Annotated in this window: 11 protein-coding genes and 1 pseudogene; 1 reads left to right on the top strand and 11 read right to left on the bottom strand. The window is 62.4% G+C overall.

Translation table 11 applies throughout. The features are described 5' to 3' along the window. Nucleotide 1: 1 nt before the first annotated feature. From ACP7E3_RS26085 to pilM, 11 genes and pseudogenes are all read right to left on the bottom strand, one after another. Complete coding sequence (locus tag ACP7E3_RS26085; protein ID WP_017849852.1) at nt 2-511, bottom strand: cytochrome b/b6 domain-containing protein; 510 nt, start codon at nt 509-511, stop codon at nt 2-4. A gap of 198 nt (nt 512-709) precedes the next feature. Then, on the bottom strand, nt 710-1,777 hold the full coding sequence (gene hemE, locus ACP7E3_RS26080; protein WP_017849853.1) for a uroporphyrinogen decarboxylase: 1,068 nt from the start codon (nt 1,775-1,777) through the stop codon (nt 710-712). A gap of 242 nt (nt 1,778-2,019) precedes the next feature. Continuing rightward, complete coding sequence (locus ACP7E3_RS26075; protein ID WP_017849854.1) at nt 2,020-3,438, bottom strand: FAD-dependent oxidoreductase; 1,419 nt, start codon at nt 3,436-3,438, stop codon at nt 2,020-2,022. Nucleotides 3,439-3,470: 32 nt separating this feature from the next. Continuing rightward, nucleotides 3,471-7,916 (bottom strand): glutamate synthase large subunit, encoded by a 4,446-nt coding sequence (gltB, locus tag ACP7E3_RS26070; RefSeq protein WP_046384965.1) that lies wholly within the window; start codon nt 7,914-7,916, stop codon nt 3,471-3,473. 350 nt (nt 7,917-8,266) lie between these two features. Next, nucleotides 8,267-9,835 carry an SPOR domain-containing protein gene (locus ACP7E3_RS26065; RefSeq protein ID WP_057003635.1) on the bottom strand — a complete coding sequence of 523 codons (1,569 nt, stop codon included), beginning with the start codon at nt 9,833-9,835 and terminating at the stop codon, nt 8,267-8,269. A gap of 10 nt (nt 9,836-9,845) precedes the next feature. Next, on the bottom strand, nt 9,846-10,946 hold the full coding sequence (gene aroB, locus ACP7E3_RS26060; RefSeq protein WP_017849857.1) for a 3-dehydroquinate synthase: 1,101 nt from the start codon (nt 10,944-10,946) through the stop codon (nt 9,846-9,848). A gap of 125 nt (nt 10,947-11,071) precedes the next feature. Beyond that, a complete protein-coding gene (aroK, locus tag ACP7E3_RS26055; protein WP_026140392.1) occupies nt 11,072-11,590 on the bottom strand; it encodes a shikimate kinase AroK in 519 nt (172 codons plus the stop codon). Between the two features lie 4 nt (nt 11,591-11,594). Then, a pseudogene (locus tag ACP7E3_RS26050) lies at nt 11,595-12,848 on the bottom strand (type IV pilus secretin PilQ); the annotation flags it as partial. Between the two features lie 141 nt (nt 12,849-12,989). After that, nucleotides 12,990-13,961 (bottom strand): pilus assembly protein PilP, encoded by a 972-nt coding sequence (locus ACP7E3_RS26045; protein WP_057003634.1) that lies wholly within the window; start codon nt 13,959-13,961, stop codon nt 12,990-12,992. Then, nucleotides 13,958-14,512, bottom strand: coding sequence for a PilN domain-containing protein (locus ACP7E3_RS26040; RefSeq protein ID WP_046384969.1), 555 nt, complete (start codon nt 14,510-14,512; stop codon nt 13,958-13,960). The genes ACP7E3_RS26045 and ACP7E3_RS26040 overlap by 4 nt, the downstream gene beginning before the upstream one ends. Further along, complete coding sequence (gene pilM, locus ACP7E3_RS26035; RefSeq protein WP_177029558.1) at nt 14,509-15,162, bottom strand: type IV pilus biogenesis protein PilM; 654 nt, start codon at nt 15,160-15,162, stop codon at nt 14,509-14,511. Before pilM ends, ACP7E3_RS26040 begins: the two co-directional genes overlap by 4 nt. Before the next feature lie 220 nt (nt 15,163-15,382). On the opposite strand from pilM, the gene ACP7E3_RS26030 reads away from it, so the two are divergent. Further along, nucleotides 15,383-17,845 carry a penicillin-binding protein 1A gene (locus ACP7E3_RS26030; RefSeq protein ID WP_371920078.1) on the top strand — a complete coding sequence of 821 codons (2,463 nt, stop codon included), beginning with the start codon at nt 15,383-15,385 and terminating at the stop codon, nt 17,843-17,845. Nucleotides 17,846-17,872 lie beyond the last annotated feature (27 nt).

The raw sequence follows: 17,872 nt of genomic DNA, 5'->3' as shown, positions 1-17,872 counted from the left end.
CCTAGAACGACATCCGCACCATCACCCGCTTGCCCCGGCGCTCGTGCATAACCACGGCACCGATGTGCATCACCAGCATCAGCAACAAGGCCACGCAGGACAGCACATGCACGCGGGAGTACCAGACGATGCTGGCCGGGTCACTGTGAAACGGTGCGAAGGAGACCAGGTTAAAGAGGTTGATCGGGCGATCCATCATCAGTACCCCTGTTGCCAGCACCATTGCCAACACCACATACATGGCCTTATGCACCCATAGCGCCAGGTATTCCCGCGGTGAACGCCTGACGGAAAAATCCAGGCCGTGGGTAAAGGAGCAATAAACCCGCACGACAAACACCGGGATGTACAGGGTGGTCAATGACACATTGAAAAAAAACACCCACGCTTTGACCGAGGCCGGCACGGCGAATATCGCCACGACAGAACCTGACAATAGCGCCCACACGATGATGACGGCCGAAACCCAATGCAGCAGTTTCTGGCACGTTGAATAGTCAGCGGTATTCATCCAGCGATCACCTGACAACGGACGCCAATCACTGGCGAGTGGAAAAGTTGGGCAGGATTTTTTCTTGGGCGGACAACGGCAGCCGTAGGAGAAGTCCTAAAGACCACAGACTACCAAGGCAGGACTTAACAAGAGCTGAAGCGCAACGAGCCCCCGCCTGCCGGGCAGACGGGGGCTCGATTCAGGCGGGGACGCTGGTTACTCGTGATACTGCGCCGACAACTCATGCACCGCGCGCAAGAACGCGCCGGCATGTTCCGGGTTCACTTCCGGCGTAATGCCGTGACCCAGGTTGAACACATGCCCGCTGCCCTTGCCGTAGCTGGCCAGGATGCGCCCGACTTCAGTGCAGATGGCTTCTGGCTTGGCGTACAGCACGGTCGGGTCCATGTTGCCTTGCAGCGCAACCTGGTTGCCGACGCGACGGCGGGCGTCGCCGATGTCGCAGGTCCAGTCCAGGCCCAGGGCATCCGCGCCGGCATCGGCGATGCTTTCCAGCCACAGGCCGCCGCCCTTGGTGAACAGGATCACCGGCACTTTACGGCCTTCGTGTTCGCGGATCAGGCCGCTGACGATCTTGCGCATGTAGGCCAGGGAGAACTCCTGGTACGCCGCCGCCGACAGGTTGCCGCCCCAGGTGTCGAAGATCTGCACCGCTTGCGCGCCGGCCATGATCTGGCCGTTGAGGTACGAGGTGACCGACTGCGCCAGCTTGTCCAGCAGCAGGTGCATGGCCTGCGGGTTGTCGTAGAGCATGGCCTTGGTCTTGCGGAAGTCTTTCGACGAGCCGCCTTCGACCATGTAGGTGGCCAGGGTCCAGGGGCTGCCGGAGAAGCCGATCAGCGGCACGCGGCCATTGAGCTCGCGGCGGATGGTGCTGACGGCGTCCATCACGTAACCGAGGTCTTTGTGCGGGTCCGGGATCGGCAGCGCTTCGATGTCGGCCAGGGTGCTGATGACTTTCTTGAAACGCGGGCCTTCGCCGGTCTCGAAGTACAGGCCTTGGCCCATGGCGTCAGGAATGGTGAGGATATCGGAGAAGAGGATGGCCGCATCCAGCTCCGGGTAGCGGTCCAACGGCTGCAGGGTGACTTCGCAGGCGAACTCCGGGTTCATGCACAGGCTCATGAAATCGCCGGCCTGGGCGCGGCTGGCGCGGTATTCCGGCAGGTAGCGACCGGCTTGACGCATCATCCACACAGGGGTGACGTCTACGGGCTGCTTGAGCAGGGCACGAAGGAAACGGTCGTTCTTGAGGGCAGTCATGTCGGCATCCGCAAAAAAAGTACGGGCATTTTCTCAGAGCGCGACGCAAAAGGCACGGGATGAGCCGTGCCTTTTATCTATCGGGTTGATTTACGACAATCTCTTGGGCACATCAACACCAAATGTGGGAGGGGGCTTGCCCCCGATTGCAGTGTGTCAGTCTCAGTATCTTTAACTGGACTACCGCTATCGGGGGCAAGCCCCCTCCCACATGTTGATCCCATTTCAACTCGGGATCGGGGTCAGACCTGCAGGTAGTCCAGGATACCTTCGGCGGCGTTGCGGCCTTCGAAGATCGCCGTCACTACCAGGTCAGAGCCGCGCACCATGTCGCCACCGGCGAAGATCTTCGGGTTGCTGGTCTGGTGCTTGTACTGGCCTTGTTCCGGGGCGACGACGCGGCCCTGGCTGTCGGTCTGGATCTGGAACTGCTCGAACCACGGCGCCGGGCTTGGGCGGAAGCCGAAGGCGATGACCACGGCGTCGGCCGGGATGATCTCTTCGGAACCCGGGATCGGCTCAGGGCTGCGACGGCCACGGGCGTCCGGTTCGCCGAGACGGGTCTCGACCACCTTCACGCCTTCGACGCGGTCTTCACCGACAATCGCGATCGGCTGGCGGTTGTAGAGGAATTTCACGCCTTCTTCCTTGGCGTTCTTCACCTCTTTGCGCGAGCCCGGCATGTTCGCTTCGTCACGACGATACGCACAGGTCACCGACTTGGCGCCCTGGCGGATCGAGGTACGGTTACAGTCCATCGCGGTGTCGCCACCGCCCAGCACCACGACCTTCTTGCCTTTCATGTCGATGAAGTCTTCCGGCGACTTTTCAAAGCCCAGGTTGCGGTTGACGTTGGCGATCAGGAAGTCGAGCGCGTCGTACACGCCCGGCAGGTCCTCGCCGGCAAAGCCGCCCTTCATGTAGGTGTAGGTGCCCATGCCCATGAACACCGCATCGTATTCGGCGAGCAGTTGTTCCATGGTCACGTCTTTGCCGACTTCGGTGTTCAGGCGGAACTCGATGCCCATGCCAGTGAACACTTCACGACGATTGCTCAGCACGGTTTTTTCCAGCTTGAACTCGGGGATGCCGAAGGTCAGCAGGCCGCCGATTTCCGGGTTCTTGTCGAACACCACCGGGGTCACGCCGCCACGCACCAGCACGTCGGCACAGCCCAGGCCCGCCGGGCCCGCGCCGATGATCGCGACGCGCTTGCCGTTCGGCTTGACCTTGGACATGTCCGGGCGCCAGCCCATGGCGAAGGCGGTGTCAGTGATGTACTTCTCCACCGAACCGATGGTCACCGCGCCAAAACCGTCGTTGAGGGTGCAGGCACCCTCGCACAGACGGTCCTGCGGGCACACCCGGCCGCAGACTTCCGGCAGGGTGTTGGTCTGGTGCGACAGCTCGGCGGCGGCGAGGATGTTGCCCTCGGCCACCAGTTTCAGCCAGTTGGGAATGAAGTTGTGTACCGGACACTTCCATTCGCAATACGGGTTACCGCACCCCAGGCAGCGGTGGGCCTGGTCGGCCGACTGCTGGGGTTTGAAGGGTTCGTAGATTTCCACGAACTCTTTCTTGCGTTGACGCAACAGTTTCTTCTTCGGATCTTTGCGCCCGACATCGATGAACTGGAAGTCGTTATTCAGACGTTCAGCCATGTTAAAACCTCATCAAACTCTTCAGGCGCATATCACTGCGGGTTGGCACGGATGCTGGAAAGCAACGATTTCAGGTTGGCAGCCTTGGGCTTGACCAGCCAGAAACGACGCAGGAAATCATCAAGGTTCTCGGCGAGGTTACGACCCCATTCGCTGCCGGTTTCCTCGACGTACTCGTCCAGCACGTGCTGCAAGTGGTTACGGTGGGATTCCATCGCTTCGCCGCTGATCCGCTGGATCTCGACCAACTCGTGGTTGACCCGGTCGACGAAGGTGTTGTCCTGGTCGAGCACGTAGGCGAAACCGCCGGTCATGCCCGAACCGAAGTTGTAACCGGTCTTGCCCAGTACTGCGACAAAGCCCCCGGTCATGTACTCGCAGCAGTGATCGCCAGTGCCTTCCACCACGGTGTGGGCACCGGAGTTACGCACGGCGAAACGCTCACCGGCGGTCCCCGCGGCGAACAGCTTGCCGCCGGTGGCGCCGTACAAGCAGGTGTTGCCGATGATGGCACTGTCCTGGGTCTTGTAGACGCTGCCTTTAGGCGGAACGATCACCAGCTTGCCGCCGGTCATGCCCTTGCCCACGTAGTCGTTGGCGTCACCTTCCAGGTACATGTGCAGGCCACCGGCGTTCCATACGCCGAAGCTCTGGCCCGCGGTGCCCGTGAAGCGGAAGGTGATCGGCGCCTTGGCCATGCCCTGGTTGCCGTGCTTGCGCGCGATTTCGCCGGAGATGCGTGCGCCGATGGAACGGTCGCAGTTGCAAATGTCCAGGCTGAATTCGCCGCCGCTGGCGTCGTTGATCGACGAAGCGGCCATCTCGACCATCTTCTCGGCCAGCAGGCCCTTGTCGAACGGTGGGTTGCGGTCCACCTGGCAGAATTGCGGCTTGTCGGCCGGGATGTGATCGCTGCCCAACAGCGGCGTCAGGTCCAGGTGTTGTTGCTTGGCGGTCTGGCCTTCGAGGATGTCCAGCAGATCGGTGCGGCCGATCAGCTCTTCGAGGGAGCGCACGCCCAGCTTGGCCAGCCACTCACGGGTTTCTTCGGCGACGTAGGTGAAGAAATTCACCACCATGTCGACGGTGCCGATGTAGTGATCCTTGCGCAGCTTCTCGTTCTGAGTGGCGACGCCGGTGGCGCAGTTGTTCAGGTGGCAGATGCGCAGGTATTTGCAGCCCAGGGCGATCATCGGCGCGGTGCCGAAGCCGAAGCTTTCGGCGCCGAGGATTGCGGCCTTGATCACGTCGAGGCCGGTTTTCAGGCCGCCGTCGGTTTGCACCCGGACCTTGCCGCGCAGGTCGTTGCCGCGCAGGGTCTGGTGCGTCTCGGCCAGGCCCAGCTCCCACGGAGCGCCGGCGTACTTGATCGAGGTCAGCGGCGAAGCGCCGGTGCCGCCGTCGTAGCCGGAGATGGTGATCAGGTCGGCATAGGCCTTGGCCACACCGGCGGCGATGGTGCCCACGCCGGCTTCGGCGACCAGTTTCACCGAAACCAGGGCCTGCGGGTTGACTTGTTTGAGGTCGAAAATCAGCTGCGACAAGTCTTCGATCGAGTAGATGTCGTGGTGCGGCGGTGGCGAGATCAGGGTCACGCCCGGCACCGCATAACGCAGCTTGGCGATCAGACCATTGACCTTGCCGCCTGGCAGCTGGCCGCCTTCACCGGGCTTGGCGCCCTGGGCGACTTTGATCTGCAGCACTTCGGCGTTGACCAGGTATTCCGGGGTTACACCGAAACGGCCAGTCGCCACTTGCTTGATTTTCGAGCTCTTGATGGTGCCATAGCGCGCCGGGTCTTCGCCGCCTTCGCCGGAGTTGGAACGCGCACCCAGGCGGTTCATGGCTTCGGCCAGGGCTTCGTGCGCCTCGGGCGACAAGGCGCCCAGGGAAATACCGGCGGAGTCGAAGCGCTTGAGGACCGATTCGAGCGGTTCGATTTCGCTGAGGGCCAGCGGCGTATCCAGGGTTTTCACCTTGAACAGGTCGCGGATCATCGACACCGGGCGGTTATCCACCAGCGCGGTGTATTCCTTGAACTTGGCGTAGTCGCCCTGCTGCACGGCGGCTTGCAGGGTGCTGACCACGTCCGGGTTGTAGGCGTGATACTCGCCACCGTGTACGAACTTGAGCAGGCCGCCTTGCTGGATCGGCTTGCGCGCACTCCAGGCTTCGGCCGCCAGGGCTTTCTGCTCGGCTTCGATGTCGACGAAACGCGCACCCTTGATGCGGCTCGGTACGCCACGGAAGCTCAGCTCGCAGACTTCTTCCGACAGGCCAATGGCCTCGAACAACTGCGCACCACGGTAGGAAGTGACGGTGGAGATGCCCATCTTCGACAGGATCTTCAGCAGGCCCTTGGTGATGCCTTTACGGTAGTTCTTGAACACCTCGTAGAGGTCGCCCAGCACTTCACCGGTACGGATCAGGTCACCGAGCACTTCGTAGGCGAGGAACGGGTACACCGCCGAGGCGCCGAAACCGATCAGCACCGCGAAGTGATGCGGGTCTCGGGCGGTGGCGGTTTCCACAAGGATGTTGGAGTCGCAGCGCAGGCCTTTTTCGGTCAGGCGGTGATGGACCGCGCCGGTGGCCAGGGAGGCGTGGATCGGCAACTTGCCCGGTGCGATGTGACGGTCGGTCAGCACGATCTGGGTACGCCCGGCGCGCACGGCTTCTTCGGCCTGGTCCGCGACATTGCGCACCGCGGCTTCAAGGCCGAGGCTCTCGTCGTAGTTCAGGTCGATGATCTGGCGGTCGAAGCCCGGACGCTCCAGGGTCATCAGCGAACGCCACTTGGCCGGGGAAATGACCGGCGAGCTGAGGATCACACGGGAGGCGTGCTCAGGCGATTCCTGGAAGATGTTGCGCTCGGCGCCGAGACACACTTCCAGGGACATCACGATGGCTTCACGCAGCGGGTCGATCGGTGGGTTGGTAACCTGGGCGAACTGCTGGCGGAAATAGTCGTATGGCGTGCGAACGCGCTGGGACAGCACGGCCATCGGCGTGTCGTCGCCCATCGAGCCGACCGCCTCGTAGCCTTGCTCGCCGAGCGGACGCAGCACCTGGTCGCGCTCTTCGAACGTGACCTGGTACATCTTCATGTACTGCTTGAGCTGGTCGATGTCGTAGAACGCCGAACCGTGGTCGTTGTCTTCCATGGTCGCCTGGATGCGCAGGGCATTCTTGCGCAGCCATTGCTTGTACGGGTGACGGGACTTCAAGCGGTTGTCGATCGCATCGGTGTCGAGGATCTGCCCGGTTTCGGTGTCCACGGCGAGGATCTGGCCAGGGCCGACGCGGCCTTTGGCGATCACATCTTCCGGCTGGTAGTTCCACACGCCGATTTCCGACGCGAGGGTGATGAAACCGTTGGTAGTGGTGACCCAACGCGCCGGGCGCAGACCGTTACGGTCGAGCAGGCACACCGCGTAGCGGCCGTCGGTCATGACCACGCCGGCCGGGCCGTCCCACGGTTCCATGTGCATCGAGTTGTACTCATAGAACGCCCGCAGATCGGGGTCCATGGTCTCGACGTTCTGCCACGCAGGCGGAATGATCATCCGCACGCCACGGAACAGGTCGATGCCGCCGGTGACCATCAGTTCGAGCATGTTGTCCATGCTGGAGGAGTCGGAGCCGACGCGGTTGACCAGCGGGCCGAGCTCTTCCAGGTCCATCAAATCGTTGGCGAACTTAGTGCGACGGGCCACGGCCCAGTTGCGGTTGCCGGTGATGGTGTTGATCTCGCCGTTGTGGGCGAGGAAGCGGAATGGCTGGGCCAGCGGCCATTTCGGCAGGGTGTTGGTGGAGAAGCGCTGGTGGAACACGCAGATCGCGGTTTGCAGGCGCTCATCGCTCAGGTCCGGATAGAAGGCGGTCAAGTCCGCCGGCATCATCAGGCCTTTATAAATGATGGTCTTGTGCGAAAAGCTGCAGATGTAGTGGTCGGTGTCGGCGGCATTCGACACGGACGAGCGACGACGCGAGGTGAACAGCTTGATCGCCATGTCCTGGTCGCTCAGGCCGTCGCCCGCGATGAACACCTGTTCGATCTGCGGCAGGCGCTCCAGGGCCAGGCGGCCGAGCACACTGGTGTCGATCGGCACTTTGCGCCAGCCGACGAGTTGCAGGCCGGCCGCGAGGATTTCGCGGTTCATGTTCTCGCGAGCGGCTTCGGCTTTGACCGGGTCCTGGTTGAAAAACACCATGCCCACGGCGTACTGCTTGGGCAGCTCGACCGCGAAATGCTGTTTGGCGATGGCGCGCAGGAACAAGTCGGGCTTTTGAATGAGCAAGCCACAACCGTCACCGGTCTTGCCGTCGGCGTTGATCCCACCGCGGTGGGTCATGCAGGTCAGGGCCTCGATGGCCGTTTGCAAAAGGGTATGACTGGGCTCGCCCTGCATATGGGCAATCAGGCCGAAACCGCAGTTATCCTTGAATTCATCGGGTTGGTACAGACCTGCTTTCATAGACACTTTCTCACCAGGCTGCCTCTTATATCGAGGCAAATTTCTTTTCAATTCAACCAGTTACCTTCCACGCCGAACGTTCGCCGGCTTTGCAGGGGCAAAAGGGAGGTCATTGTACACACCGACACAGACGCTCACAAATTTAGCGACGAGATGTCGCAAATCTATGTCGCATTTATGAAAGGTTTAAAGCGATATGCTGTGCTAGTCAAAACTTTTTTAATTTTGACCGCTACGACTCAAAAGCCACTGTGACGCAGACACCACAATGCGCGCGGCCTTGAGGGCTGCACGCACTTGCGGTTTTTTTGAGGTGCCGGGAGGGCGGCCTGGGTAAGGCCGCCGAATCTTCAGCGAGTTGCTGCCAGTTCTTGTTGAACGCTGGCAACAGTGCGAGGCCAAGGTTTACCAGCCTGAACCTTCGCTGGCAAGGCTTTGATAGCGGTATCGGCGGCGGCACGGCTGGAGAAGCTGCCGTAAGTGATCACGTAAAGCGGCTTGCCGTTGAGCACCTTCTTGAAATAACGGTACTCGCCGCCCTGCTCTTTGACGAAGGCTTGAGCATTGGCTTCGGAGCTGGTGCCGAGGATCTGCACCACGAAGTTACCGCTGGGCTGGCTGGTGTACCAGCTGCTGCCGGTGGCGCCGGCCTTGGCGACAGTCACCGGTTTTTCCGCCGGTTTGGCGGCCGGGGCCGGAGCTGGCTTGGCGACAGGCGCTGGCGCGACCGGCTTGGCGACAGGCGCCGGTTTGGCGGTCGCGACCGTAGGCGCAGGTACAGGCACAGGCGTTGGTTTTGCCGCCGGTTGACCGGCAGGCACGCCCACTGGCGGCGCGGTGGTGGTCACGGTCGGCGGTGTGCTGCTGGAGCCTTCCACTGGCACGCCGTCGTCGCCTTCGGAGATACCGCCGGCCGCTTCGGCGAGCGGGCCGCGCATGACGGGCTGGCCGACCATCGGCAGGTTGGTCGGTTGGCCGGAGTTGGCGAACTCGACATTCGGCGTGGGTTTACCCAGTGGTAACTGCGCCTGTTCGGTTGGCGCGCCGGCAGGCGTCGGTGCCTTGCTGCGACCTGGGATCAACCAGGCGGCGGCGACAGCGACCACGACAACGGCGGAAATAGCCAATACGTGCTTTTTAGGCATAGTGAACCCCATCTTTGGACGCTTGACCGCAGAGCGGCTGGCAATCATGGCTTCAATCATCGCATCGCGGGCAACCTGGTTGATGGTGCCAGGCCAGCCGTCGGAGCTTTCGTGAATATCAGAGATCTGCTGAGCGGAGAAAAGTTCGATGCCCTGCCCGGCGCCTTCGAGGCGTTGTGCCAGATATTCGCGGGTTTCTTCCTCTTCATACGGCTGCAATTCGATGACGTGGAACAGCTCCTGCTCGCCGCTGATCTGCTCCAGAGCGGCGATCAGGGACGATTCACCGAACAGGAACACATGCGGACGACCTTCCGGCGTACCCGCCGCCAGCGCCAGCAGCGCTTCGAGGGCCGACTCGTCAAGCTGCTCGGCGTCGTCCACCAGCAGGTAGACTTCCTGGCCGGTCAGGCCCAGTTGCACCACTTGCTTGAGAATCGCATTCGGCTCGGCGCTGGCAACGTCCAGGGCCTGGGCCACCTGACGCAGCACGCCCGCCGCATCGCCGGCGCCACGCGCCGACACCACTACGCTTTGCACCGATTGCTTGTTGGTGCTGGCGACCAGCGCCTGGCGCAGCAAGGTCTTGCCGCTGCCCAGCGGGCCGGTGACGACCAGCAACAACTGGCTGTAGCGCGCCAGGTGATGCAACTGCCCGAGCACCGGCTTGCGCTGCGCAGGGAAGAATTTGAAACCAGGCACCCGTGGAGCGAAGGGGTCGTGGCTTAACTGGTAATGGCCGAGGAACGCCTCGTCGGCATGCAAACTAGTCATCGGGCTCTTATTAACCTTTAAGCTGGGCCAGGGCGCGGTAATCCGCTCCCAGCGTGGCCTGTAGAATCTCTTTCGGATAATCGTCGGTCACCACCGCTTCGCCCATGCGGCGCAGCAGCACCAGTCGCAGTCGACCGTCGATCACTTTCTTGTCTATCGCCATATGTTCGAGGAAATCCGCCTCGCTCATTTCCTCGGGCGGGATCACCGGCAACCCGGCGCGCTGGAACAGGCGGATGCCCCGATCCCGCTCCTGGGCGCTGATCCAGCCCAGGCGTTGCGACATCTCCAATGCCATCACTGTGCCAGCCGCTACGGCTTCCCCATGCAACCACACACCATAGCCCATGTGCGTTTCGATCGCATGGCCGAAGGTGTGGCCCAGGTTCAAGGTGGCCCGTACACCGGACTCCCGTTCGTCGGCATTCACCACCAGCGCCTTGGCCGCACAGGAACGGGAGATCGCTTCGGTCAGCGCCACCTGGTCCAGCGCGCGCAGGGCGTCGACATGTTCTTCCAGCCAGGTCAGGAACGGCTCGTCGCAGATCAGCCCGTACTTGATGACTTCCGCCAGGCCCGCCGACAGCTCGCGCGGGGGCAAGGTGTTGAGGGTCGCGGTGTCGATCAGCACAGCCTGGGGCTGGTAGAACGCGCCCACCATGTTTTTGCCCAGCGGATGGTTGATGCCGGTCTTGCCGCCCACCGACGAATCGACCTGGGACAGCAAGGTGGTCGGCACCTGGATGAAATCCACGCCGCGCTGGTAACAGGCGGCCGCAAAACCGGCCATGTCACCAATCACGCCGCCACCGAGGGCGACCACGGTGGTGCGCCGGTCATGGCGTGCGGTCAGCAGGCCATCGAAGATCAGTTGCAGGGTTTCCCAGTTCTTGTGGGCTTCGCCGTCGGGCAGCACCACGGAGATCACCGAGTACGCCGCCAGGCTGCGGCTCAGACGCTCAAGATACAGCGGCGCGACCGTTTCGTTGGAGATGATCGCCACTTGCCGCCCGGCAATATGCGGTGCGAGCAACTCGGGCTGGTCGAGCAGACCTTCGCCAATATGGATCGGGTAGCTGCGCTCGCCTAGATCGACCTTAAGTGTCTGCATGTGTCCCCGCGTTGAAGATGTATTAACGACCGGCAACGTCGTGATCCGACGTCGCCTGATGGCTCTACGCCACACCCCGCAGGGTGATGACGCGCCGCCGAGAATAGCGCATTTCGGGCCTGGCTTTAACGGGGTGGCAGCCGTTGCAGGCGCTCGAGAATGTCGAGCACCACCATCCGAGGTGGCCGCTCATCGGTTTCCACCACCAGATCGGCGATTTCCCGATACAGCGGATCGCGCAGCGCCAGCAGATCCCGCAGGGTCTTCGCCGGGTCGGCGGTGCGCAGCAGTGGGCGATTGCGATCACGCGCGGTGCGCCCCACCTGCTGCTCGACCGACGCATGCAGATAGACCACCCGACCACCGGCATGCAATGCCCGGCGGTTCTCCTCGCGCATCACGGCACCGCCGCCGGTCGCCAGGACCACGCCATCGCAAGCGCACAGCTCGGCAATCATCGCCTGCTCACGGTCACGAAAGCCCAGTTCGCCTTCCTTATCGAAGATCCACGGGATATTGGCACCCGAGCGCACTTCAATTTCCTTATCGGAGTCTTTGAATGGCAGGCGCAGCTCTTTGGCCAGCAAACGGCCGATGGTGCTTTTTCCAGCCCCCATCGGTCCTACAAGAATCAAATTTCGCACAGAATCAACGACTCACAGCAATCGCCTGGTTATTCATAATACGCGGAGTCAGGAATACCAGCAGCTCGGATTTTTTTTCTGCCAGCACATCGCGCCGGAAAAGGCGGCCAAGATACGGCACATCGCCCAAAAATGGCACTTTATCTAGCACTTTGCTTTGGGTATTGGAGAAAACTCCGCCGATGACGATGGTCTCGCCGTCCCTGACCAGCACCTTGGCGTTGACCTCGTTTTTCTTGATCGGCGGTACGTCGTTGAGCTTGTTCAGGTAATCCGGCTCATCCTTGGTGACTTTGACCTCCATGATCACGCGGTCGTCGGGGGTGATTTGCGGGGTGACTTCCAGGGACAGCGAAGCCTCCTTGAACGACACCGAGGTGGCGCCGCTGGAGCTGGACTCCTGGTAGGGAATCTCGGTGCCCTTGAGGATGCGCGCGGGCTCCTTGTCGGACGTGACCACCTTGGGCTGCGAGACAATCTCGCCGTTGCCGGTTTTTTCCATCGCGGTCAGTTCCAGGTCCAGCAGCAGGTTGTCGGTGATAAACGCGACACCCAGGCCAGAAGTGTTGGTGAGCGCCCCCAAGTCGACAAAGGGCGAGCCGGACGGGTTTTCCACAGGCTCGGTGCCTGGCTCCGGAGGTTTCTCGACACCGCCGGCGCCCCAGTTGCCGCGATTGATCCGCCCTCCCCAGCGCACGCCCAGGCTTTTGTCGTAGTCGACATTGGCCTCAACAATCCGCGCCTCGATCATCACCTGGCGCACCGGAATATCCAGCTGCGCCACGATGCGTCGCAGCTCTTCCAGGCGTTCGCCGGTCTGGTAGGCGATGATGTTGTTGGTGCGGTCATCCACCGCCACCGAGCCGCGTTCGTCGGTGGCGCCTTCCAGGCCGGTCACCGATTGGAACAACTTGGCCAGGTCCGCAGCCTTGGCGTAATTGACCTGCAACAGTTCGCGCCGCAATGGCGCCAGTTCAGCCATCTGCTTGCGCGACTCCAGCGTCAGCAGCTCGCGCGCGGCCAACTCGTCGGCGGGCGCCACCAACAGCACCCCGGCCTTTATCCGCTGGTCCAGCCCCTTGCTTTGCAACACCAGGTCCAGCGCCTGGTCCCAAGGCACGTCCTTGAGCCGCAGGGTGATCGAACCTTGCACATCGTCGCTGGCGACCAGATTCAGGCCCGCCACATCGGCAATCTGCTGCAACACGGCGCGCAGCTCGATGTTCTGGAAATTGAGGTTCAGCTTGTCGCCGGTATAGGTACCTGATGCCGCACCGCCGGGAGGCGGCAGCTGGATCAGATCCACACGATTGGGCACAGCAGCAGCCATCGGTGCCGTGAACGCTATCCATAGCGCCACACCGAAGGACGAGAAAGTCCTTTTCATTGTTTGATTCCGTTATGAGTTGACGTTCAGCACGAGGGTCCGCGGGCGTTCCAGCCACGCGCCCTGTTCATCGGGAAACAGTTCGAGCAATTCCACATGGCCCTCATCAATAGCCGTGACCCGACCGTGGTCCGGCCCCAGGTAATCGCCGACCGCCAGCCTGTGGACGCTGGCAGCGGCACGCAGCAGAGCGAAGGTCTGCGCGCCTCGGGACAGCGTGCCGACCATTTCGAACTGGTCGACGGCGATACCTTCCAGGGCACCGCGGGCACGCCCGAGGTCCGGTGCGAGCGCGGGCCGGCCGGGTACGTGACCGACCTGCAAGGCGCGCGGCTGGAACGGATCACGCAAGGCCAGCGCGTCATAGACAAAGCGCGGCCCCGGCTCGACGGCCGGGGTCGACTGACCGCCCGACGACGGATTGCGATAGGTCTTGGCCACCAACTCCAGGCGCAACCCGGCCGCATCAGCCCGAAGCGCCACATCATGCACCGTGACGATGCGCGGTAAGCCGCCCAAAGCGCTCACAAACATCGCCAGGTCGTGATAAGCCCCGGTGACGCCCAGGCGTAACGGCTGCTCGATATAGAGTGGCCGGGGCTGCTCATCCAACACCACGATAGCGTCGACGAGCACCCCATTGACCGCCCCCAGCCGGGCGATATCTTCGAGCAATGCGGGTACCCCGAACGCACCGGGCAACTGCTGCATCAGCCCGGCAAAACGCGCCTGCATCGCCTGAAGCTGCTGGCTGCGCGCCTCCAGGCTGGCGGCAAGGCCAGCCTTCTGGGCCACCTGTCGCTGCAAGACGACGCCCTGCGCCTCGACCGCCTGCAACCGTTGCCGCGAGGGGCTCAGGTACGTCCCATCGCCCACCCACAGCACCAGGCCGGCGAGCGCGCAGCCGAGCACGACCTTGGCGGGCAAGGGCCATTTCGCAGCGTTGTGGGTGAGAGCGGAAAAGTCGAGCCTGGGCAGGCTCACGGTTGAGCCTCGGCGGACTCTCCCTGGCGCACCATCAATTGAAACTCGTTGCTGCCCTGGCCATCTTCCATCCGCACATGTTGCAGCCGAGTGGCATGGGCGCCTTCGGAGGCTTGCAGGCGACGCATCAGTTGGGCGATGTCCTGGCTGGAATCGGCGCTGCCACGGATGCTGACCGTATCACCCTTCGCCACGACCTCGTGCAAATGCACGCCGTCTGGCACCGCGCGGGCCAACTGATCCAAGAGCTGGGCACCGGCCGAGCGGGCTTCGTTCAAGTCCTGCACGACCTTCATGCGCTCCGCCAATTGCTGGCTTTGTTCCTGCAGGTCATCGATGGTCTTGATGCGCGAGTCGAGGACGGCAGCGTCCTTGTCCAGGTGGCTATTGCGCGTCACCTGTCGATCAATCGCCCGGTCGATCACCTGATCGGCCAACCACACGGTTGCGAACGCCACGCAGGCAAACGCCAGCAGCAACCCCAGAAAGAATTTGCGCCGCCGTTCCGCCAGCGCCTGGCGCCAGGGCAAAAGGTTGATTAGTGTCTTCAAGCGAAACTCCTCAGGGCCAACCCGCAAGCAATTCCCATCCCGCGGGCATCCGCGGCCCATTGTGCGCCATCGACTCGATGGCCCGGCGTGAAGCTGGCGAAATCCTGACTGCAAGCGCGTGCGAATGCAAATGCTTCCACATCCACCACCTTCGGCACCAGCCCAGCCAGGGTCAAAACCGCGACCCGAGCCTCTACCTGGGCCTTATGGCACGCCGCGAGCAATACATCAACCCGCGCCAGGTTCTGGGCCGATGGCCCGCGAACCTGGAAATCCAGGGCCATCTCATCCAGCGGATAAGGGATGTACTGGTCGGCCTCCATCTGGATCATCCAGGTCATTTCTTCCTCACTGAGCCCCGCCTCTAACTCGATCACCCGGGTAATCACCGAAGCTCCCGCCACGGCCACGGCCGCGTGGCGGGCCGAGGTGCGCGAGCGGGCCAATGCCTGGGACAACGTCTGCCCCACGCCGTCGAGGTCGAGCACGCTGCTGTCGACCACCGCCTGGGGCGGTAGCGCCTGTGTGGCGTAGCTTTGCACGCTGTAACCGGCGGGTGAGCGGCCGAGTTCGATCAATCGGATGCCGGTGTCCTGGATGTCGACGCCCAGGACGGTATCGACTTTTCGCCTGAAAAATCCCTTTTCCATAAAACTCCCTAAAACTTTCCCTGTCATACCGCCTGATTGGCGCGTGGCAGCGTGCATTCGGTCGCCTTGTTTGCGAGGCGCGAATGACGCCCCAAGCCGAAAATGCTTTAATGCCCAGCGTTTTTTCCCGCTTTTTATCTGCAGCCAGGGTCGATTCATCGTTTGCCATACATGCCCCGGCGCCTAACCCATTCTTTTCTCTGGAAATCCAAAAGCCTTGATTCGTCTGCTGAAGTTTTTCGGGTACTCCATTGTCGCCATCGTTTGCGGGCTGCTGCTCGTCCTCAGCGGCGCCTACCTCTACCTTAGTCCGGGTTTGCCCTCCGTAGAGGCCCTGAGAAGCATCCAGTTGCAGATTCCTTTGCGGGTCTACAGCAGCGATGAAAAACTGATCGCGGAGTTCGGCGAAATGCGCCGTACCCCGATTCGTTTCGCGGATATTCCACCCAATTTCATCAACGCCCTGCTGTCGGCCGAGGACGATAATTTCGCCAACCACTACGGCGTCGACCCCAGCAGCCTGGTGCGGGCCGCCACGCAATTGGTAAAAAGCGGACACATTCAATCCGGCGGCAGCACGATCACCATGCAGGTGGCGAAGAACTTCTTCCTCACCAGCGAACGCAGCTTTTCACGCAAAGCCACCGAGATCCTGCTGGCACTGCAGATCGAGCGACAGCTGACCAAGGACGAGATCCTTGAGCTGTACGTCAATAAAATCTACCTGGGCAACCGCGCCTACGGCATCGAAGCCGCGTCCCAGGTCTACTACGGCAAGTCGATTCGCGACGCCAGCCTGGCGCAGATGGCCATGATTGCCGGCCTGCCCAAGGCACCCTCGCGCTTCAACCCGTTGGCCAACCCGGCACGCAGCAAAGAGCGGCGCGACTGGATTCTGGGGCGCATGTACAAGCTGGGCAAAATCAGCCAGAGCGCCTATGAAAGCGCAGTGGCCGAGCCGCTGAACGCCAGCTACCACGTACCGACCCCGGAAGTGAACGCCCCTTATATCGCGGAGATGGCACGGGCTGAGATGGTCGGCCGTTATGGCAGCGAGGCCTACACCGAAGGCTTCCGTGTGACCACGACCGTTCCGAGCGACTTGCAGGAAATCGCCAACAACGCGGTGCATGAAGGCCTGATCACCTACGACCAGCGCCATGGCTACCGCGGCCCCGAATCGCGCCTGCCGGGCAAGACCCTGAGCGCCTGGACCACCGAACTCGGCAAACAGCGCACGATCAGCGGCCTGGAACCGGCCATCGTCACCCAGGTGAAGAAGGACGGCGTGCAGGTACTGACCCGCACCGGCGAAGCGCATGTGGCGTGGGACAGCATGAAATGGGCGCGCCCATTCCTGAACACCAACAGCATGGGGCCGATGCCCAAGCAGCCGTCGGACGTGGCGCAGGTGGGTGATTTGATCCGCGTGCAACGCCAGAAGGACGACAGCCTGAAATTCAGCCAGGTGCCGGTCGCCCAAGGCGCCCTGGTCTCCCTCGACCCGCAGAACGGCGCGATCCGTGCCCTGGTCGGCGGTTTCGCGTTCGAGCAGAGCAACTACAACCGTGCCACCCAGGCCAAGCGCCAGCCGGGTTCGAGCTTCAAGCCGTTCGTCTACAGTGCCGCCCTGGACAACGGCTACACCGCCGCCAGCCTGGTCAACGATGCACCGATCGTGTTTGTCGACGAGTACCTGGACAAGGTCTGGCGTCCGAAGAACGACACCAACACCTTCCTCGGCCCGATCCGCATCCGCGAGGCGCTGTACAAGTCGCGTAACCTGGTGTCGATCCGCTTGCTGCAGGCGATGGGCGTGGGCAAGACCATCGACTACATCACCCGCTTTGGTTTCAACAAGGCGGACCTGCCGCCGAACCTGTCCCTGGCCCTGGGGACGGCGACTCTCACGCCGATGGAAATCGCCACCGGCTGGAGCACGTTTGCCAACGGCGGCTACAAGATCACGCCGTACCTGATCGACAAGATCGAAAGCCGCAATGGCGACACCCTGTTCACCGCCAACCCGCCACGGGTGCCGGGTGATGTGGTCAACGGCGTGGCCGCCAGCGATGGCCTGGCCGCACCGAGCAACGGCGGTATCACCATCGAGCCGACCCCAGGCGTCACGCCGGCGGCGAACCCGAGCGCCGCGCCTGAACCGCAAGCGCCGGCAGTGGCCGAACGCGTGGTGGATGGCCGCACCACCTACATCCTCAACAGCATCCTGGAAGACGTGATCAAGAAAGGCACCGGCCGCCGTGCACTGGCCCTGGGCCGCGCGGACATCGCGGGCAAGACCGGTACCACCAACGAATCCAAGGACGCCTGGTTCTCCGGCTACAACGCCGACTACGTGACCACCGTATGGACCGGCTACGACCAGCCGGAAAGCCTCGGCCGCCGCGAGTTCGGCGGTACCGTCGCGCTGCCGATCTGGATGAGCTACATGGGCGCCGCCTTGAAGGACAAGCCGCTGCATACCCAGCCGGAACCGGAAGGCATCCTCAGCCTGCGGATCGACCCGGTCAGTGGCCGCGCAGCATCGCCGAGCACGCCGAATGCGTACTTCGAGCTGTTCAAGAGCGAGGACACGCCGCCGTCGATCAACGAATTGGGCAATGGCGTGGCGCCGGGCAGCCCGCTGCCGGCGGATGAGGCGGCACCGATCGATCTGTTCTAAACCAATGCGGTCAACCCTGTGGGAGGG

This window comes from Pseudomonas sp. PSPC2-3 (assembly GCF_049898265.1).
GTDB lineage: Bacteria > Pseudomonadota > Gammaproteobacteria > Pseudomonadales > Pseudomonadaceae > Aquipseudomonas > Aquipseudomonas veronii.
Note: the sequence above shows the minus strand (reverse complement) of the source record. Positions and strands in the feature narration are given on the sequence as shown.